Source organism: Comamonas faecalis (assembly GCF_039538025.1).
In the GTDB taxonomy this organism is placed as follows: domain Bacteria; phylum Pseudomonadota; class Gammaproteobacteria; order Burkholderiales; family Burkholderiaceae_C; genus Comamonas_C; species Comamonas_C faecalis.
On record NZ_BAABBP010000004.1, the window covers coordinates 150,493 to 165,156 of the forward strand.

14 protein-coding genes and 1 pseudogene are annotated in these 14,664 nt (G+C 68.6%); 7 read left to right on the forward strand and 8 right to left on the reverse strand.

Translation table 11 applies throughout. The features are described 5' to 3' along the window. Positions 1–437: 437 nt before the first annotated feature. The 3 genes from ABD767_RS03925 (at position 438) to ABD767_RS03935 (ending at position 5,587) form a co-directional block, all read left to right on the forward strand. The gene (locus ABD767_RS03925) at positions 438–1,769 is read left to right on the forward strand and encodes an aspartate aminotransferase family protein (protein ID WP_344868324.1); all 1,332 of its coding nucleotides are present in this window, start codon (positions 438–440) and stop codon (positions 1,767–1,769) included. Between the two features lie 154 nt (positions 1,770–1,923). After that, entirely contained in the window at positions 1,924–2,913 is a 990-nt protein-coding gene (locus ABD767_RS03930; protein ID WP_103046242.1) for a TAXI family TRAP transporter solute-binding subunit, read from the forward strand. Between the two features lie 82 nt (positions 2,914–2,995). After that, positions 2,996–5,587, forward strand: coding sequence for a TRAP transporter permease (locus ABD767_RS03935; protein WP_344868327.1), 2,592 nt, complete (start codon positions 2,996–2,998; stop codon positions 5,585–5,587). Positions 5,588–5,668: 81 nt separating this feature from the next. Here ABD767_RS03935 and ABD767_RS03940 read toward each other — a convergent pair whose 3' ends face one another. The 8 genes from ABD767_RS03940 to flgB all read right to left on the reverse strand — a co-directional run bounded on the left by ABD767_RS03940 (position 5,669) and on the right by flgB (position 12,296). Next, a complete protein-coding gene (locus ABD767_RS03940) occupies positions 5,669–6,688 on the reverse strand; it encodes a hypothetical protein (RefSeq protein ID WP_344868329.1) in 1,020 nt (339 codons plus the stop codon). 5 nt (positions 6,689–6,693) lie between these two features. Beyond that, positions 6,694–7,431 (reverse strand): flagellar basal body L-ring protein FlgH, encoded by a 738-nt coding sequence (locus ABD767_RS03945; protein ID WP_103046245.1) that lies wholly within the window; start codon positions 7,429–7,431, stop codon positions 6,694–6,696. A 19-nt stretch (positions 7,432–7,450) separates the two neighbouring features. After that, positions 7,451–8,233, reverse strand: coding sequence for a flagellar basal-body rod protein FlgG (gene flgG, locus ABD767_RS03950; protein WP_103046246.1), 783 nt, complete (start codon positions 8,231–8,233; stop codon positions 7,451–7,453). A gap of 22 nt (positions 8,234–8,255) precedes the next feature. Then, the gene (locus ABD767_RS03955; RefSeq protein WP_103046247.1) at positions 8,256–8,993 is read right to left on the reverse strand and encodes a flagellar basal body rod protein FlgF; all 738 of its coding nucleotides are present in this window, start codon (positions 8,991–8,993) and stop codon (positions 8,256–8,258) included. 34 nt (positions 8,994–9,027) lie between these two features. Further along, the gene (locus ABD767_RS03960) at positions 9,028–10,608 is read right to left on the reverse strand and encodes a flagellar hook-basal body complex protein (RefSeq protein ID WP_103046248.1); all 1,581 of its coding nucleotides are present in this window, start codon (positions 10,606–10,608) and stop codon (positions 9,028–9,030) included. A gap of 34 nt (positions 10,609–10,642) precedes the next feature. Next, the gene (locus tag ABD767_RS03965; protein WP_103046249.1) at positions 10,643–11,305 is read right to left on the reverse strand and encodes a flagellar hook capping FlgD N-terminal domain-containing protein; all 663 of its coding nucleotides are present in this window, start codon (positions 11,303–11,305) and stop codon (positions 10,643–10,645) included. Between the two features lie 131 nt (positions 11,306–11,436). Beyond that, on the reverse strand, positions 11,437–11,841 hold the full coding sequence (gene flgC / locus ABD767_RS03970; RefSeq protein WP_344868335.1) for a flagellar basal body rod protein FlgC: 405 nt from the start codon (positions 11,839–11,841) through the stop codon (positions 11,437–11,439). A gap of 35 nt (positions 11,842–11,876) precedes the next feature. After that, positions 11,877–12,296, reverse strand: a complete 420-nt coding sequence (flgB, locus tag ABD767_RS03975; protein WP_344868337.1) for a flagellar basal body rod protein FlgB — start codon at positions 12,294–12,296, stop codon at positions 11,877–11,879. A 189-nt stretch (positions 12,297–12,485) separates the two neighbouring features. Here flgB and flgA point away from each other — a divergent pair, with 189 nt between their 5' ends. The 4 genes and pseudogenes from flgA to ABD767_RS03995 form a co-directional block, all read left to right on the forward strand. Continuing rightward, entirely contained in the window at positions 12,486–13,235 is a 750-nt protein-coding gene (gene flgA, locus ABD767_RS03980; protein ID WP_425549888.1) for a flagellar basal body P-ring formation chaperone FlgA, read from the forward strand. Between the two features lie 131 nt (positions 13,236–13,366). Next, entirely contained in the window at positions 13,367–13,690 is a 324-nt protein-coding gene (gene flgM / locus ABD767_RS03985) for a flagellar biosynthesis anti-sigma factor FlgM (RefSeq protein WP_344868340.1), read from the forward strand. Between the two features lie 88 nt (positions 13,691–13,778). Then, positions 13,779–14,144, forward strand: coding sequence for a hypothetical protein (locus ABD767_RS03990; protein ID WP_344868342.1), 366 nt, complete (start codon positions 13,779–13,781; stop codon positions 14,142–14,144). Positions 14,145–14,410: 266 nt separating this feature from the next. Then, positions 14,411–14,536 (forward strand): annotated as a pseudogene (locus ABD767_RS03995) (type I restriction-modification system subunit M N-terminal domain-containing protein); the annotation flags it as partial. Positions 14,537–14,664: the final 128 nt, after the last annotated feature.

The following is a 14,664-nucleotide window of genomic DNA, read 5'->3' on the forward strand; positions in this document are numbered from 1 at the left end:
CCAAAAATCATGGCGGCGCATTAGGGCCTGTTAACGCTATTTTTGACGGATGCGTTGTGATCAAAAGGGCCACTCGCCAAGGCGCCAGCCGCAGCCAAGGTAGCCACCCTTGGCAAGGCTGGCAACGCCGGCGATGGCCCTTTTGATCGCAACCCGAAGGGAACATACTCAGAACGGTGCCACTCTTCGTTGCGCTCCTTGCCCAGACACCCGGTCTGGGCTGCGTCGCACGTCTCGATTGACGCCGTTCTGAGTATGTTCGCACCGCCAAAAATAGCGTTAACAGGCCCTAGCCCATGCTGCCGTGCAACATAAATACAGGGCATGGGTGCCGGGCAAAAAAGCATTGGCCCGGCTGCGGCGCGGCGCCCACACTGGGCGCTCTTGTGTTGTTGTGCGGCGGCGCTGCGCCCCGCATCCGTAGATAGAGACAGGCCATGAGCGAAACCCACGTCATCCACCGCCACCTGCATCGCCTGCCGCCGCGCGCCGTCGGCGGGCGGGGCATTTACCTGCGCGACGCCGCGGGCCGCGACTACATCGACGCCTCGGGCGGTGCGGCCGTCTCCTGCCTGGGCCACGGCCACCCCGACGTGCTGGCGGCGATGCACGCGCAGATCGACCGGCTGGCCTACGCGCACACCAGCTTTTTCACCACCGAGGTGGCAGAGGAGCTGGCCGATCAGCTGGTGCGCACCGCGCCGGCGGGCATGAGCCATGCCTACTTCGTCAGCGGCGGATCGGAGGCGGTGGAGGCGGCGCTGAAGATGGCGCGCCAGTACTTCGTCGAGATCGGTCAACCCCAGCGCAGCCGCTTCATTGCGCGGCGCCAGAGCTACCACGGCAACACGCTGGGGGCGCTCGCCGTCGGCGGCAATGCCTGGCGGCGCGCGCAGTTCGCGCCGCTGCTGATCGACGTGGAGCATGTCGCGCCCTGCTACCCCTACCGCGAGCAGCGGGGCGACGAGACGCCCGAGCAATACGGCCAGCGCCTGGCGCGTGAGCTCGACGAGGCCATCGTGCGCATCGGCGCAGACCAGGTGATTGCCTTCGTCGCCGAGACCGTGGGCGGCGCGACGGCCGGCGTGCTCACGCCGGTGCCGGGCTATTTCAAGGCGGTGCGCGAGGTGTGCGACCGCCATGGCGTGCTGCTCATCCTCGACGAAGTGATGTGCGGCATGGGCCGCACCGGCACGCTGCACGCCTGCGAGCAGGACGGCGTCGTGCCCGACCTGATGACGATTGCCAAGGGCCTGGGCGGCGGCTACCAGCCGATTGGTGCGGTGCTGGCCCAGGGCAGGATCGTCGAGGCCATGTCGGCCGGCAGCGGCTTCTTCCAGCATGGCCACACCTATCTGGGCCATCCGGTGGCCTGCGCGGCGGCGCTGGCGGTGCAGCGCGTGATCGAGCGCGACGGGCTGCTGGCGCGCGTGCGCGTGGCGGGCGAGCACCTGGGCGGCAGCCTGCGCCAGGCCCTGGGCGATCACCCCCATGTGGGCGACATCCGCGGACGCGGGCTGTTCTGGGGCGTGGAGCTGGTGAGCGAGCGCGCGGGCAAGACGCCGTTCGACCCCGAGCGCAAGCTGCATGCGCGCATCAAGGCCGAGGCGTTCGCGCGCGGCTTGCTGGTTTATCCCATGGGGGGCACGGTGGATGGCCGCTATGGTGACCACGTGTTGCTGGCGCCACCTTTTGTTTCCACCGACGCCCAGCTGGACACCATCGTCGGGCGCTTGCAGGACGCATTGCAGGCGGCACTTGCGCCCTGACCGGGAGGTGAAATCCCGGCCGCAACACCACCGCCCTGCGGTGCCGCCCCAAGCCAATCGTCTGTTCAAACGTCTGTTTTTGTAAAAACCATCTGCGCAAGACACTAGACTCAATTCTTTCTTCGCCCATTGACCCAACGACAAGGAGACCTGCATGCACGTCAAATCGGCCCTGAAAATCACCACCCAGATCCTCGCCCCCGTGGCACTGGCCTGCGCCGCGCTGGGCGGCGCGCCGGCGCTGGCGCAAACCAAATTCGTCACGATCGGCACCGGCGGCGTGACCGGCGTGTACTACGCCGCCGGCGGCGCCATCTGCCGCCTGGTCAACAAGGATCGCGCCACCAACGGCCTGCGCTGCTCGGTGGAGTCCACCGGCGGCTCGGTCTTCAACGTCAACACCATCAAGGCCGGCGAGCTCGACCTGGGCTTCACCCAGTCGGACGTCCAGTACAACGCGGTCAAGGGCGTGGGTCAGTTCAAGGACGGCCCGATCGGCGACCTGCGCGCCGTGTTTGCGGTGCACCCCGAGCCGATCACCGTGCTCGCGCGCAAGGACGCGGGCATCACCCAGTTCACGGACTTCAAGGGCAAGCGCTTCAACGTCGGCAACCCCGGCTCGGGCACGCGCTCGTCGGCCGAGGAACTGCTGGCCGCGATGGGCTGGAAGCTGTCGGACTTCTCGCTGGCCTCCGAGCTCAAGGCCGACGAGCACGGCCCGGCGCTGTGCGACGGCAAGATCGATGGCTTTCTGTACGGCGTGGGCCACCCCAGCGCCAACATCCAGGATCCGACGACGACCTGCGGCGCGCAGCTGGTGACGATGACCGGCCCCGCGGTCGACAAGCTGGTGGCCGAAAAGCCCTATTACGCCAAGGTGACCATCCCGGCCGGCCTGTATCCGAACAACCCGAAGGCCACCGACACCTTTGGCGTGCTGGCCACCGTGGTTGCCTCGGCCAAGACACCGGCGGACACGGTCTACGCGGTGACCAAGGCGGTGTTCGACAATTTCGACGAATTCAAGAAGCTGCACCCGGCGCTGGCCCACCTGACGCCCGAGAGCATGGTCAAGGACGGCCTGTCGGCTCCGCTGCACGACGGCGCTGCGCGCTACTACAAGGAAAAGGGCTGGATCCAGTAAATCCGGGGATTGAAACCCAAACCGCCCGCAGGGGCGAAGCCGCCCGCTTCGCCCCTTTTTTGTTGCACCGCAGGAGAGCGCCATGGCCTCTGAAATGGACAAGGCCCCCGAGGCCCTGCAGGAACTGGTGGCCGACACCGATACCGGTGGCCGCAAGCCCCAGGGCCTGACCAAATACATCATCTTCAGCGTCGCGCTGTGCTGGGCGCTGTTCCAGTACTGGTACGCGTCGCCGCTGCCGTTCGCGCTGGGTTTCGGCATCCTCAACGACACCGAGGCGCGCGCCATCCACCTGGCGTTCGCGATGTTCCTGGCGTTCACCGCCTGGCCGGCGACGCCGCGCTCGCCGCGCGCCTACGTGCCGGTTCAGGACTGGCTGATGGCCGCCGTCGGCGCGTTTGCCGCAGCCTACATCATGCTGTTCTACGCGCAGCTGGCGACGCGCCCGGGCGCGCCCACGGCGATGGACATTGCGGTTGCCTGCCTGGGCCTGGCGCTGCTGCTGGAGGCCACGCGCCGCTCGGTCGGCTGGCCGATGTCGGTGCTCGCGCTGCTGTTCATCGCCTACAGCATGGCCGGGCCGTGGCTGCCCGACGTGATCTCGCACAAGGGCGCATCGCTCAACCGCATGCTCTCGCACATGTGGCTCACCACCGAGGGCGTGTACGGCATTGCGCTTGGCGTGTCGGCCACGACCATCTTCGTGTTCGTGCTGTTCGGCGCGCTGCTGGACCGAAGCGGCGGCGGCAACTACATGATGCAGGTCAGCTTTGCCGCGCTGGGCCACTTGCGCGGCGGGCCGGCCAAGGTGGCGGTGGCGTCGTCGGCGCTCAACGGCATGATCTCGGGCTCGTCGGTGGCCAACGTGGTCTCCACCGGCATCTTCACCATCCCGCTGATGAAGAAGGCGGGTTATGGGCCGGTCAAGGCCGGCGCGATCGAGACCATGTCGTCGATAGACGGCCAGATCATGCCGCCGGTGATGGGCGCGGCGGCGTTCCTGATGGTCGAGTACGTCGGCGTGCCGTATTCGGACATTGTCAAGCACGCCTTTCTGCCGGCCATCCTGTCCTACATCGGCCTGTTCTACATCGTGCACCTGGAGGCGCTGCGCATGGGCATGCAGCCCATTGCCCAGCGCCGCCACCGCGGCTGGCGCGACCGCATCGTGCGCAATCTGTTCGGCGTGCTGGGCACCGTCATCGTCGTCGGCGCGCTGTACTACGCCATCGGCGCGATGAAGGCGCTGCTGGGCGCGGCCACGCCCTGGGCGGTGGGCGCCACGGTGCTGCTGCTGTACCTGGTGGCGATCCAGCAGTCGGCGCGCTGCCCCGACCTGCCCGACAGCATCGAGGGCGCGTCCGAAGGCGGCCACCTGCGCGACACCTGGCCGACGGTGCGCGCCGGCCTGCACTTCATCATGCCGATCGGCATCCTGGTGTGGTGCCTGATGGTCGAGCAGATGTCGCCCTCGCTGTCGGCCTTCTGGGCGGTCACTTCGCTGGCGGTGCTGATGCTCACCCAGCACCCGCTCACCGCGCTGTTTCGCGGCAGGCCGCAGGCGGGTACGTGGCGCGCCGGCGGCGACGCGGTCGTCGAGGGCTTTCACAACGGCGCGCGCAACATGATCGGCATCGGCATTGCGACGGCCACGGCGGGCATCGTCGTCGGCGGCATCACGCTCACCGGCCTGGGCCTGCGCATGACCGAGTTCGTCGAGTTCATCAGCCAGGGCAACGTCATCGTCATGCTGCTGTTCGTCGCCGTCACCTGTCTGATCATCGGCCTGGGCGTGCCGACGACGGCCAACTACATCCTGGTGGCCACGCTGATGGCGCCGGTGGTCGTCGAGCTGGGCGCGCAGTCGGGCATGGTGATTCCGTTGATCGCGGTGCACATGTTCGTGTTTTATTACGGGATCATGGCCGACATCACGCCACCCGTGGGGCTGGCGACCTTCGCGGCGTCGGCCATCTCGGGCGCTGGCTCGATTGCCACCGGCATGCAGGGCATCATCTACGCCTCGCGCACGCTCATCCTGCCCTTCATCTGGATCTTCAACCCGCAGCTCTTGATGCTCAACATCGAGGATGGCGGCGAGGCGGTTCGCGTCATCGTGGCCAGCGTCTGCGCCATGCTGCTGTTCGCCGCGGTGACGATGAACTGGTTTCGCGTCAAGAGCCGCTGGTGGGAGTCGCTCGTCCTGCTGCTGGCCGTGGTGCTGCTGTTTCGCCCCGACCTGTTCATGAACCGGATCGAGCCCGAATACCGCAGCGCGCCGGCGGCCCAGGTGTTCGACGTGGCACGCGATCGCCCGACCGACGGCCGGCTGGTGCTGCGCATCCAGGGCTTCAATCTGGAGGGCGACGAGCGCAGCAAGACCGTGGCAGTGCAACTGGCGGGCAAGCAGGGCGAGGACGGGCGCAAGCGCATTGCCGACGCCGGCCTGCAACTGGTGCCGCTGGGCGACCAGCTGCAGATCGGCGTGGTCAAGTTCGGCTCGCGCGCGGCCAAGGGCGGCTTCGAGCAGGGCTGGGACGTACTGGACGTGCAGGTGCGCACCGACCGGCCGTCGGTGCACTGGTTCTACCTGCCGGCCATCGTGCTGGTGCTGCTGGTGTGGTGGGTGCAGGGCCTGCGCCTGCGCCCCGCCCGGCTGCAGCCGGCGCGCTGAGTGGGCCGCGCCGCTGGCCGGCGCGCATGCAGAGGGACGAAAGCCCATGGCGCTGGCGCCATGGGCTTTTTGCCGATGGGGCTATTTGCGCGCCCTGGCGCGCGTGGGCGGCGCGGGGTGGCGAATGCAGTAGTAGCCGGCGTTGGGCACGCCAGCGAGGAAATTGGGCTTGAGCCGGTCTGCGTCCGCCAGTGCCGCTGCCGCGTCGTACAGCCCGCTTTGCACGTGGTAGACGCCGCCTTCGCGCAGCGCCAAGCCGCCGGCGTGAAAACCCAGCGCCTGCGCGCCTTGCAGCTCGCCGGCCGTGGGCAGGGCGGCGCCCTGTGATTGGCAGAAGCGCTGCGCGGCCTCGCGCGAGACCAGCGTGTCGGCGTGGCCGGGGGCAGGCATCAGCCACTGCGCCGCGCCCAGCGGGTTGGCCAGCGGCGCAAAGCGCGTGCCGTCGAAGTAGTCGAACAGCGCACGCGCCAGCTGCTCGCCCAGCACCTGCGCGGGCACGGTGACCGTGAAGCCTTGTGAGCTGCCATTGGTCTTGACCAGCGTCAGCGTGGCCTGCACCAGCGTGCCATCGAGCCGCGTGTAGGTGACGTAGCCCACCAGCGTGATGCGTGCGGCCTGGGCGCGCATCTCCTGCAGCCGCTGCTCGTCCACGGCCAGCGGGCGCTGCAGCAGCGCGGGGGTGATGCCGGCGTAGTCGAACAGCAGCTTGCGCCGCCCCGTGGGATTGGCGCGCGCCAGCCGGTCGTACTCGGCCATCAGCTGCGTGGTGATGCTGCGGCCCAGCTCGGCGCCCGCGCGTGCCTGGTGGTGGCCCTGCAGGCTGTCGAGTGCCTGCAGCGCGGCGATGGCCTGCTCCGCGTCGGCCTTGTCGGCGTGCAGGTCGGCGAACAGCTGGCGGTCCTGGGCGTCGTCGGCCAGGTCGGCCGCGGCAATGACCGCGATGTTGGGCCACAGCGTGAACGGCGCGGCCTGCGGATCGCGAAAGTCGCGCGCCTGCTGCTGTGCGTGCGCCGGCAGCGGTGCCACGGGCGCAAGGCCCAGCGCCATGCCCAGGCACAGCAGGGCGGCGGGCAGGCTGGCGGGCAAGGGCCTGCGGGCCATGGCGCTCAGAACGGCGTGACGCTGTTGAACACGCGCGCCAGCCAGCCCATGGCCTGGGCCTCGGCCTGCTCGCCCAGGCCGCGCGAGATCACGCGCACGTTGGCGACGTAGCGCGAGTCGATCACGCTGCCGGCGTAGCCGCTCTTGTCGCGGCGCAGGTAGCGCGGGTCGACGATGCCCGAGAAGCGCAGCACGTCCACGCTGCGGTTCACGCCCACCTGCTTCTCACCGGTGATGATCAGGTTGCCGTTGGGCAGCACCTCGCTGACGATGGTCGTGATCGAGCTCTTGAACTGGTTGTTGCTGCTGGTCGCGCCCTTGCCGTTGAAGCTGTTGTCGTACTCGGCGCCGATGCTGGTCTTGCCCAGTGCCTTGGCCGACAGGAACGGGAACAGGCTGACGCCGCCCGAGGTCTCGGAGCTGCGCCCGACGTTGGACTTGCTGTCCTGCTTGGCGTCGATCTGCTCGCTGATCTCGATGGTCACCAGGTCGCCCACCAGGCGCGCGCGCTGGTCGGTGAACGACGGGCGGTAGCTGGCCGCGTGAAACAGGCTGCCGGTGGCCGGCGCGCTGCCCACGGGCGGCGCCAGCGTGGCGGGCGGCGGTGGTGTGGTGGGCAGCACGTCCACCGGCGGCGCCGGGTTGATGCTGGCGCAGCCGGCGGCCAGCAGCGCGGCGGCGCCGGCCAGCAGCAGGCGCATGATGCGCGGGGCGCGCGCCGTGGCGGATTGGGCGAGGGGCATGGCGATTCTCTGAATGCGATTACAGCTGCGCGAGCTTGGCCAGCATCTGGTCGCTGGTCTGCACTGCCTTGGAATTCATCTCGTAGGCGCGCTGCGCCTGGATCATGCTGATCAGCTCCTCGACGACGTTGACGTTGGAGGCCTCCAGAAAACCCTGGCGGATCACGCCCAGGCCGTTGGTGCCGGGCTGGCCCTGCTGGGGCGCGCCCGAGGCTTCGCTCTCCAGGTACAGGTTGTCGCCGACGGGCTCCAGGCCATTGGGGTTGATGAAGCTGGACATGCTCAGCTGCCCGAGCTGCTGCGGCGCCGGGTTGCCTGCGACGGTGACGCTCACGGTGCCGTCCTCGCTGATGGTGAGCGCCTTGGTGTCGGCCGGCACGGTGATGCCGGGCGCGACTGGCAGGCCGGTGGAGGTGACGATGCGCCCCTGGGAGTCGAGCTTGAGCGAGCCGTCGCGCGTGTAGGCGGTGGTGCCGTCGGGCAGCTGCACTTCCAAAAAGCCGTTGCCGTTGACGGCCACGTCCAGGCTGTTCTCGGTCTTTTGCAGCGAGCCCTGGGTGAACTTGCGCGCGGTGGCGACGACGTTGACGCCCAGGCCCAGGTGCAGGCCGGTGGGCAGCTGGTTCTCCTCGGTGGTCTGGCTGCCGACCTGGCGCAGGTTCTGGTAGATCAAGTCCTCGAACACCGCGTTGTTGCGCTTGTAGCCGGTGGTCGAGACGTTGGCCAGGTTGTGCGAGATCACGTCCAGGTTGGTCTGCTGGGCGCTCATGCCGGTCTTGGCGATCCACAGTGAATTCATCATGGTGTTTTTCCTCTCCTGGAATTCAGCTCAGGCTGAGCAAGCGGCCGGCGGCCTTGTCGTCGCTCTCGGCGGTACTCAGCAGGCGCATCTGCTGCTCGAACTGGCGCGCCGCGGCAATCATGCCGACCATGCTTTCGACGGCGTTGACGTTGGAGCCCTCCAGCACGCCGGCGCGCAACTGGGCGCCGGCGTCGGCGGGCAGGGCGCCGCCGGCCGCGGCGCGAAACAGGCCGTCGTCGCCGCGTTCAAGTGGGTTGTCGGCGCCGGGTGTGGCCAGCTTCAGGCGGCCGATCTGCTGCGGCGGCTGGCCGGCGACGCTGGCCGTCACCGTGCCGTCGTTGCCCAGCACGACCTGCGCGCCCTCGGGGATGTCGATCGGCGCGCCGCCGTCGGACAGCATGGGCAGGCCGATGCCGTTGACCAGCTGGCCCTGGGCGCTGACCTGCATCGCGCCGTCGCGGGTGTAGGCCTCGGTGCCGTCCAGGCCCTGCACCGCAAACCAGGCGCCGCCCACGGCCATCGCGTCCAGCGCGCGGCCGGTGGTCTGCGCCGGGCCGGGCGCCTCGGAGTGGCCGGCGGTAGCCTCCAGCGCGAACACGCGGGTGTTCGATCCGCTGCCCTGCAGCGGCACCGAGCGGAACGCCGACAACTCGGCGCGAAAGCCGTTGGTCGACGCGTTGGCCAGGTTGTGCGAGAGCACCGTCTGGCGGTGCGCCGCGGCGTTGGCACCGGTCATCGAGGTGTAGATGAGGCGATCCATGGCGTTGCTTCCTCAGTCGATTGGCCTGCGCGGGTCAGCGCAGGTTGACCAGCGTGGACATGACCTGGTCCTGCGTCTTGATGGTCTGGGCGTTGGCCTGGTAGGCGCGCTGCGCGGTCATCATGTTGACCAGCTCGGCCGTCAGGTCGACGTTGGAGTCCTCAAGCGCCCCCGAGCGCAGCGCACCGAAGTTGCCGTCGGTGGGCGCGCCCTGGATGGGCTGGCCCGACTCGTAGGTCTCCACCCAGTTGTTGCCGCCCACGGCCATCAGGCCCTGGGCGTTGCGGAAGGTGGCCAGCGTCACCTGGCCCTCGGGACGCGTCACGCCGTTGGAGTAGCGCGTCATGATCATCCCGTTGCTCTCGATGTTGATGCCGGTCAGCTCGCCCGAGGTGTAGCCGTCCTGCGTCTGCTCGGAGATCGCGAACTTGGTGCCGTACTGCGTCGCCTGGTTCAGGTCCAGCGTGACCGGGAATGCGCCGGGCGCCGGGCTGCCGCCGACGGTGGGCGGGCTGTTGGGGTTGGCCGGGCTGGGGTCGACGGTCAGGCCCAGCTCGAAGGTCTGGCGCGCCGCCGGCGGCGGCACCGGGTCGCCGGGATTGACGGGCAGCGGCGGCGTGAAGGTGGCGCCCGGTGCGGTCGTCAGATCGGCCTTGAGCCGCGCCGAGGACACCAGCGTGTTGGCGGGCGCGTCCGAGTAGGTGAAGTCCCAGGCGTCCGCCGGGTCGGCGAACGACAGCGTGGTCTCGCGGATCGCCCACACGCCGGAGGCGTCCGGGCCGCTGTAGCGGTAGGTGAAGTCGGTGGGGTAGTCGCTGGCGTCGACTCCGCCGGTCTTGGCCGGGTCGCTCGGCTGCAGCGATCCGGTGATGGCGCCGGTCTGGTCGAAGACCACGCGCCCGGCCACCGACGGGATGGTGGGCGGGGCGCTGGTCAGGTCATCGAGTTCGGTGTAGATGTCCCAGGTGTTGGCGCCGTTCTTCTCGAAGTAGAACGACAGCGGCGTGGCCACGCCCTGGCTGTCGAAGACGTTGAGCGAGGTGGCGTAGGTGGTGCGCGGCGTGGCCGGCACCGGGGGCGTGGCGCCGGGGTCGCCGCGGGCGTTGGAGACGCGCGCGTCCAGGTTCAGCCCCATCTTGATGGCGCTGGTCTGCTTGGCCGGAATGGGCGCGGCCGTCGGGAAGGTGAGCGGCACCGGCGTGCTGGAGGTGCGCAGCCCGGTGACCGGATCGATCGGGTAGCCCATGACCTGGCCGCCGCTGTTGGTGACGACGTTGCCCACGTCGTCGAGCTTGAAGTCGCCGGCGCGCGTGTAGGCGCGCGAGCCGTCCGGCATCTGCAGCGTGAAGAAGCCGTTGCCGTTGATGGCCACGTCCATGTTGTTGCCGGTCACCGTGATGTTGCCCTGGCTGAACTGCTGGGCGATGGCGCCGATCTCCACGCCGATGCCGGCGTTGTTGGCGCTGGCCGCGCCGATGCTCGACGCCACCATTGCGGCGAACTCGGTGCGCGAGGCCTTGAAGCCGGTGGTGTTGGAGTTTGCGATGTTGTGGCCGATCACGTCCAGGTTCTTGGACGAGGCGTTGAGGCCGGACAGGCCTTGCTGGAAACCCATGGTGTGCTCCTGGTGCGGTTCGGTGGGTGGGGCGTTACAGCACGCCGTAGACGCGGAAGTAGTTGACGACGTCGCCGTTGGAGAGCGTCAGCGTCAGTGCTCCGGCGCTGGAGCCGGTGGCGACCACGTCCGACTGCTGCAGCGCCGTGCTGGCGACGGCGCTCTCGCCGTTGGTGGCGCGCACCTGGTAGCGCAGGTCGGCGTGGTTGCCGCTGTAGTCGCTGCCGTCCCATTCAAAGCTTGCGCGGCCGCGCTCCATCGCGCCCAGCTTGACGGTATCGACCAGCACGCCGCCGGGCGTGAGGATGTCGATCTGCACGTCCTGCGCCGAGGCCGACAGATCAAAGTGGCCCTTGGCCTGGCCGTCGTCCCAGGACATGCGGTTGCCTTCGGTCAGCACCGAGCGGCCGATCAGCGAGATGCCCTGGATCTGCTGCATCGTGGAGAACTCCTCGACCATGCCCTGCATCGTCAGGTTGAGCTGCTGCAGGCCGGTGACGGTGTTGATCTGCGCCATCTGCGTGGTCATCTGCGCGTTGTCCAGCGGATTCATCGGGTCCTGGTTGTTCAGCTGCGCGACCAGGAGTTTGAGGAAGCGGTCCTGCATCGCCGCCGGGTCGGTGCCGTCCTGCGTGGTGGTGGCGGTGGTGCTGGCGCCGTAGTCCAGCGCGCTGGTGTCGATCGGGGTCATGAACATGGTGTTCGGCCTTTCGTGAAGGAGGGCTTATTCCATTTCCATATCAACCGATTACTTTGTCGGCTTCGCTTGTCGTGCTACGGCACTGTCTGCGCTTCACCTTCGCGTACTCGATCGATATAGAAATGGAATTACTGGCCCATCTGCAGGGTCTTGAGCAGCAGCGACTTGGCCGTGTTCATGACTTCCACGTTGTTCTGGTAGGAGCGCGAGGCCGAGATCATGTTGACCATCTCCTCGACCGCGTTGACGTTGGAGTGCGTGACGTAGCCCTCGGCGTCGGCCAGCGGATTCGCCGGGTCGTGCACCTTGCGCCCGGGCGTGTCGCTCTCCTGGATCGAGGTCACGCGTACGCCGGCGGCGCCGTCCGGCCCCATCGGCGTGGTCTGGAAGACCACCTGGCGCGCCTTGTAGGCCTGGCCGTCGGGTCCGGCCACGGCGTCGACGTTGGCCAGGTTGCTGGCCACGGTGTTCAGCCGCTGGGCCTGCGCGCTGATCGCGCTGCCCGAGACGTTGAAGATGGAGAACATCGACATGGTGCTGGCTCGCTTTCTCTTTCGCGCCTGGCGCGTCACTGGCCCTGGATGGCGCTGAGCATGGTCTTCACGTTGCCGTTGATGAAGCGCAGCGTCGCGTCGTAGTGCACCGCGTTGTCCACGAAGGCAGCGCGCTCGCGGTCCATGTCCACGGTGTTGCGGTCCAGCGCCGGCGCGGTCTGCAGGCCGTAGCCCAGTGCGCTGTCGCCGCGCCCGCCGCGCGTGGCGGCTGGCAGCGGAATGTGGCGCGCGTCGCTCACGCTTGCGGCCGTCATCGTGCTGGGCGCGCTGCTCTCGCGGGCGGCGCGCATCGCGTCGGCAAACGGGAAGTCGCGCGCCACGTAGCCTGGCGTGTCGGCGTTGGCAATGTTGCTGGCAAGCACGCGCTGGCGCTCGGCACGCAGCAGCAGCGCCTGACCGTGGAAGTCCAGTTTCTGCGTCATCTTGTCGAGCATGGCGGCCTCGCAATGAAGGGGGCGATGGGCCAGAGCCGCGGCGGGCCTGGGGCGTGCGTCGATTATGGAAACCGCCCGCCGCCGGCCAAAGCGTGAAGAAAGCGGCAATTGCGCGCCTGTTCGCGTCTTCGCCGCATCGCTGCGCGCCCTACAGTCATCCTGGTTTCGCGCACACGAGGAGGTATTGCCATGGCGTTGTCGTTTTTCCCCACCGGAAGGCTGATTCGCGCGTTGTCGTCGCTGGCCGTGGGCATGGCGCTGGCCGGTGGCGCGCAGGCGCAGCAGGCGGCAACCAGCGCCGCGGGCGTGCAGGATTTGCAGGCGCTGACCCAGCGCTGGGTCGACGACGCGCTGGCGCGCACCGACGGGGCGCAGCTGCCGCTGCGCATGCAGGTCAGCGTTGGCGCGCTCGACCCGCGGCTGCGCCTGGCGCCGTGCGACCAGGTCGAGCCCTATCTGCCCGCCGGCGCACAGCTGTGGGGGCGCACGCGCCTGGGCCTGCGCTGCGTGCAGGGCAGCGTGCGCTGGAACGTCTTCGTGCCGCTGACGGTGAGCGCCACCGGCCCGGCCTGGGTGCTGACCGGCCCGGTCGCCGCCGGCCAGGTGCTGACCGAGGCCGACGCCGTCGAGGCCGAGGTCGACTGGGCCGAGGAGAGCGCCCCCATCCTGGCCAATTCCCAGACCTGGGTGGGGCAGGTGGCCGCGCGGTCGCTCAGCGCAGGCCAGGCGCTGCGCCAGAACATGGTGCGCGCGCCCAATCTGTTCAAACCCGGCGCGCCGGTGCGCATCATCGTCCAGGGGCCGGGCTACGAGGTCACCTCGTCCGGCCAGGCCATGACGGCCGGTGCTGCTGGGCAGAATGTGCGCATTCGCATGAGCAATGGGCGAATCATCCAGGGAGTCGTTGCCGAAGATGGAACGGTGCAAGCCGGTGTCTGACCGACCCGTCGAGGGTGCATTAGCCCGTTTGACCTCGGTTGATGGAAAACACCTCAAGTTGCGCGGCAGGCTGCCGATGACTACCCTACTGGCCCCACGACATGTTCCAACAAGGGGTGGTGGAGAGCGCAATGAAAATAGGACACAACCCGGACAACGCCGCCCTGCGCGCGCAGGCAGCGGCCGCACGCGAGCAGCAGGCCCAGGCCCCCAAGGCAGACGGCGCCGCCAAGGACGCGCCGCGTGCCGCGGCCGCCGGCGCGGGCGTGCCGGTCACGCTGTCGCAGACCGCGCGCAGCAGCCAGGTGACGCGCAGCAGCGCCGACTTCAACGCCGACAAGGTCAAGGCCGTGAAGGCGTCGATCGAGAACGGCACCTTCAAGGTCAATGCCGAGGTCGTGGCCGACAAGCTGCTGGCCAACGCGCAGGAAACCCTCTCCAGCACGCGCGGCTGATTTGCCGCAATCGGCCGCGCTCCGCTGCGTGCGCCTTCCCCTGGACGGCTGGCGTGAGGCCAGCTTGAGCCGAACCTGAACTCGCCCCATGTCGCTTGAATCCACCCTGTCCCAGGTCGAGGCACAGCTGAACCAGGCGCAGGGCGCGCTGGCGGCGCTCGACCCGCTGACGCTTGAAAACGCCGTTGCGCTGCTGCGTCACGCAGCTCAGGCCTTTGCCCAGGCGCTGGCTGCCGCGCCCGAGCGCAGCCGCTGGCCGTCAGGCCTGGCCGAACGTGTGCAGGCCGCCGCGGCCCAGCTTGGCAGATTGCGCGACCAGTTGGCACGGGTGCAGGCGCTGACCGCGCAGCAGGCGGCCAGCGTGCTGCCGCCGGTCGACGGCGTGACCTACGGGCGCGCTGCCGGCGCGGTGCAGACCTCACAGGCGCGCATTTACCGCAAGTCGGGTGTTTGATTCGCCATCTGGCGAGACCCAGGCTCCACAGCCCAGGGCGGCAGTCAACCGTCAATTTCGACACTGGGCTGCGGTGGTGAGGCCCGCTTTTGCCGCAGCCGTCCATACCAGGCACCTCGGACGTACCAGCACCAGGCGTGGGGATAGGCTTGGCGGGTGCGGCACAATCGCCGGCTGCATGCAACGGCTGCGCACAGCCATGCGCGCCTGGCCGAGCGCTGTCTGTGGACTGCGCCCGGCAGCGGCTGCATTTGCCAGAATTCACGATGACCGACACCCAAGCTCCCAACCCTGACCTCGCCTACGCCGACACCCTGTGGAAGGCCGCCGACACCCTGCGCGGCCAGATCGACGCCGCCGAATACAAGCATGTCGTGCTCGGCCTCCTGTTCCGGGCGTGTCCGAATTTTTGTGTAAACGGGTCGGACTTCAATTGACGGAGATGCGGTCTCCGAACTGAATGGTAAAGCGGGTCAGCGCGGCCTTCCAATCCCGGATGGGCATGGTCCACTTCTGGCTG

Excerpts from the sequence above, each read along its gene's own strand:
- flgC (WP_344868335.1), bottom strand. The coding sequence starts at position 11,841 with ATGTCGATGTTCTCCATCTTCAACGTCTCGGGCAGCGCGATCAGCGCG.
- ABD767_RS03990 (WP_344868342.1), top strand. The coding sequence starts at position 13,779 with ATGTCGCTTGAATCCACCCTGTCCCAGGTCGAGGCACAGCTGAACCAG.
- ABD767_RS03945 (WP_103046245.1), bottom strand. The coding sequence starts at position 7,431 with ATGCCCCTCGCCCAATCCGCCACGGCGCGCGCCCCGCGCATCATGCGC.
- flgM (WP_344868340.1), top strand. The coding sequence starts at position 13,367 with ATGAAAATAGGACACAACCCGGACAACGCCGCCCTGCGCGCGCAGGCA.
- ABD767_RS03965 (WP_103046249.1), bottom strand. The coding sequence starts at position 11,305 with ATGTTCATGACCCCGATCGACACCAGCGCGCTGGACTACGGCGCCAGC.
- flgA (WP_425549888.1), top strand. The coding sequence starts at position 12,486 with ATGGCGTTGTCGTTTTTCCCCACCGGAAGGCTGATTCGCGCGTTGTCG.
- ABD767_RS03925 (WP_344868324.1), top strand. The coding sequence starts at position 438 with ATGAGCGAAACCCACGTCATCCACCGCCACCTGCATCGCCTGCCGCCG.
- ABD767_RS03960 (WP_103046248.1), bottom strand. The coding sequence starts at position 10,608 with ATGGGTTTCCAGCAAGGCCTGTCCGGCCTCAACGCCTCGTCCAAGAAC.
- flgB (WP_344868337.1), bottom strand. The coding sequence starts at position 12,296 with ATGCTCGACAAGATGACGCAGAAACTGGACTTCCACGGTCAGGCGCTG.
- ABD767_RS03935 (WP_344868327.1), top strand. The coding sequence starts at position 2,996 with ATGGCCTCTGAAATGGACAAGGCCCCCGAGGCCCTGCAGGAACTGGTG.
- ABD767_RS03955 (WP_103046247.1), bottom strand. The coding sequence starts at position 8,993 with ATGGATCGCCTCATCTACACCTCGATGACCGGTGCCAACGCCGCGGCG.
- ABD767_RS03930 (WP_103046242.1), top strand. The coding sequence starts at position 1,924 with ATGCACGTCAAATCGGCCCTGAAAATCACCACCCAGATCCTCGCCCCC.
- ABD767_RS03940 (WP_344868329.1), bottom strand. The coding sequence starts at position 6,688 with ATGGCCCGCAGGCCCTTGCCCGCCAGCCTGCCCGCCGCCCTGCTGTGC.
- flgG (WP_103046246.1), bottom strand. The coding sequence starts at position 8,233 with ATGATGAATTCACTGTGGATCGCCAAGACCGGCATGAGCGCCCAGCAG.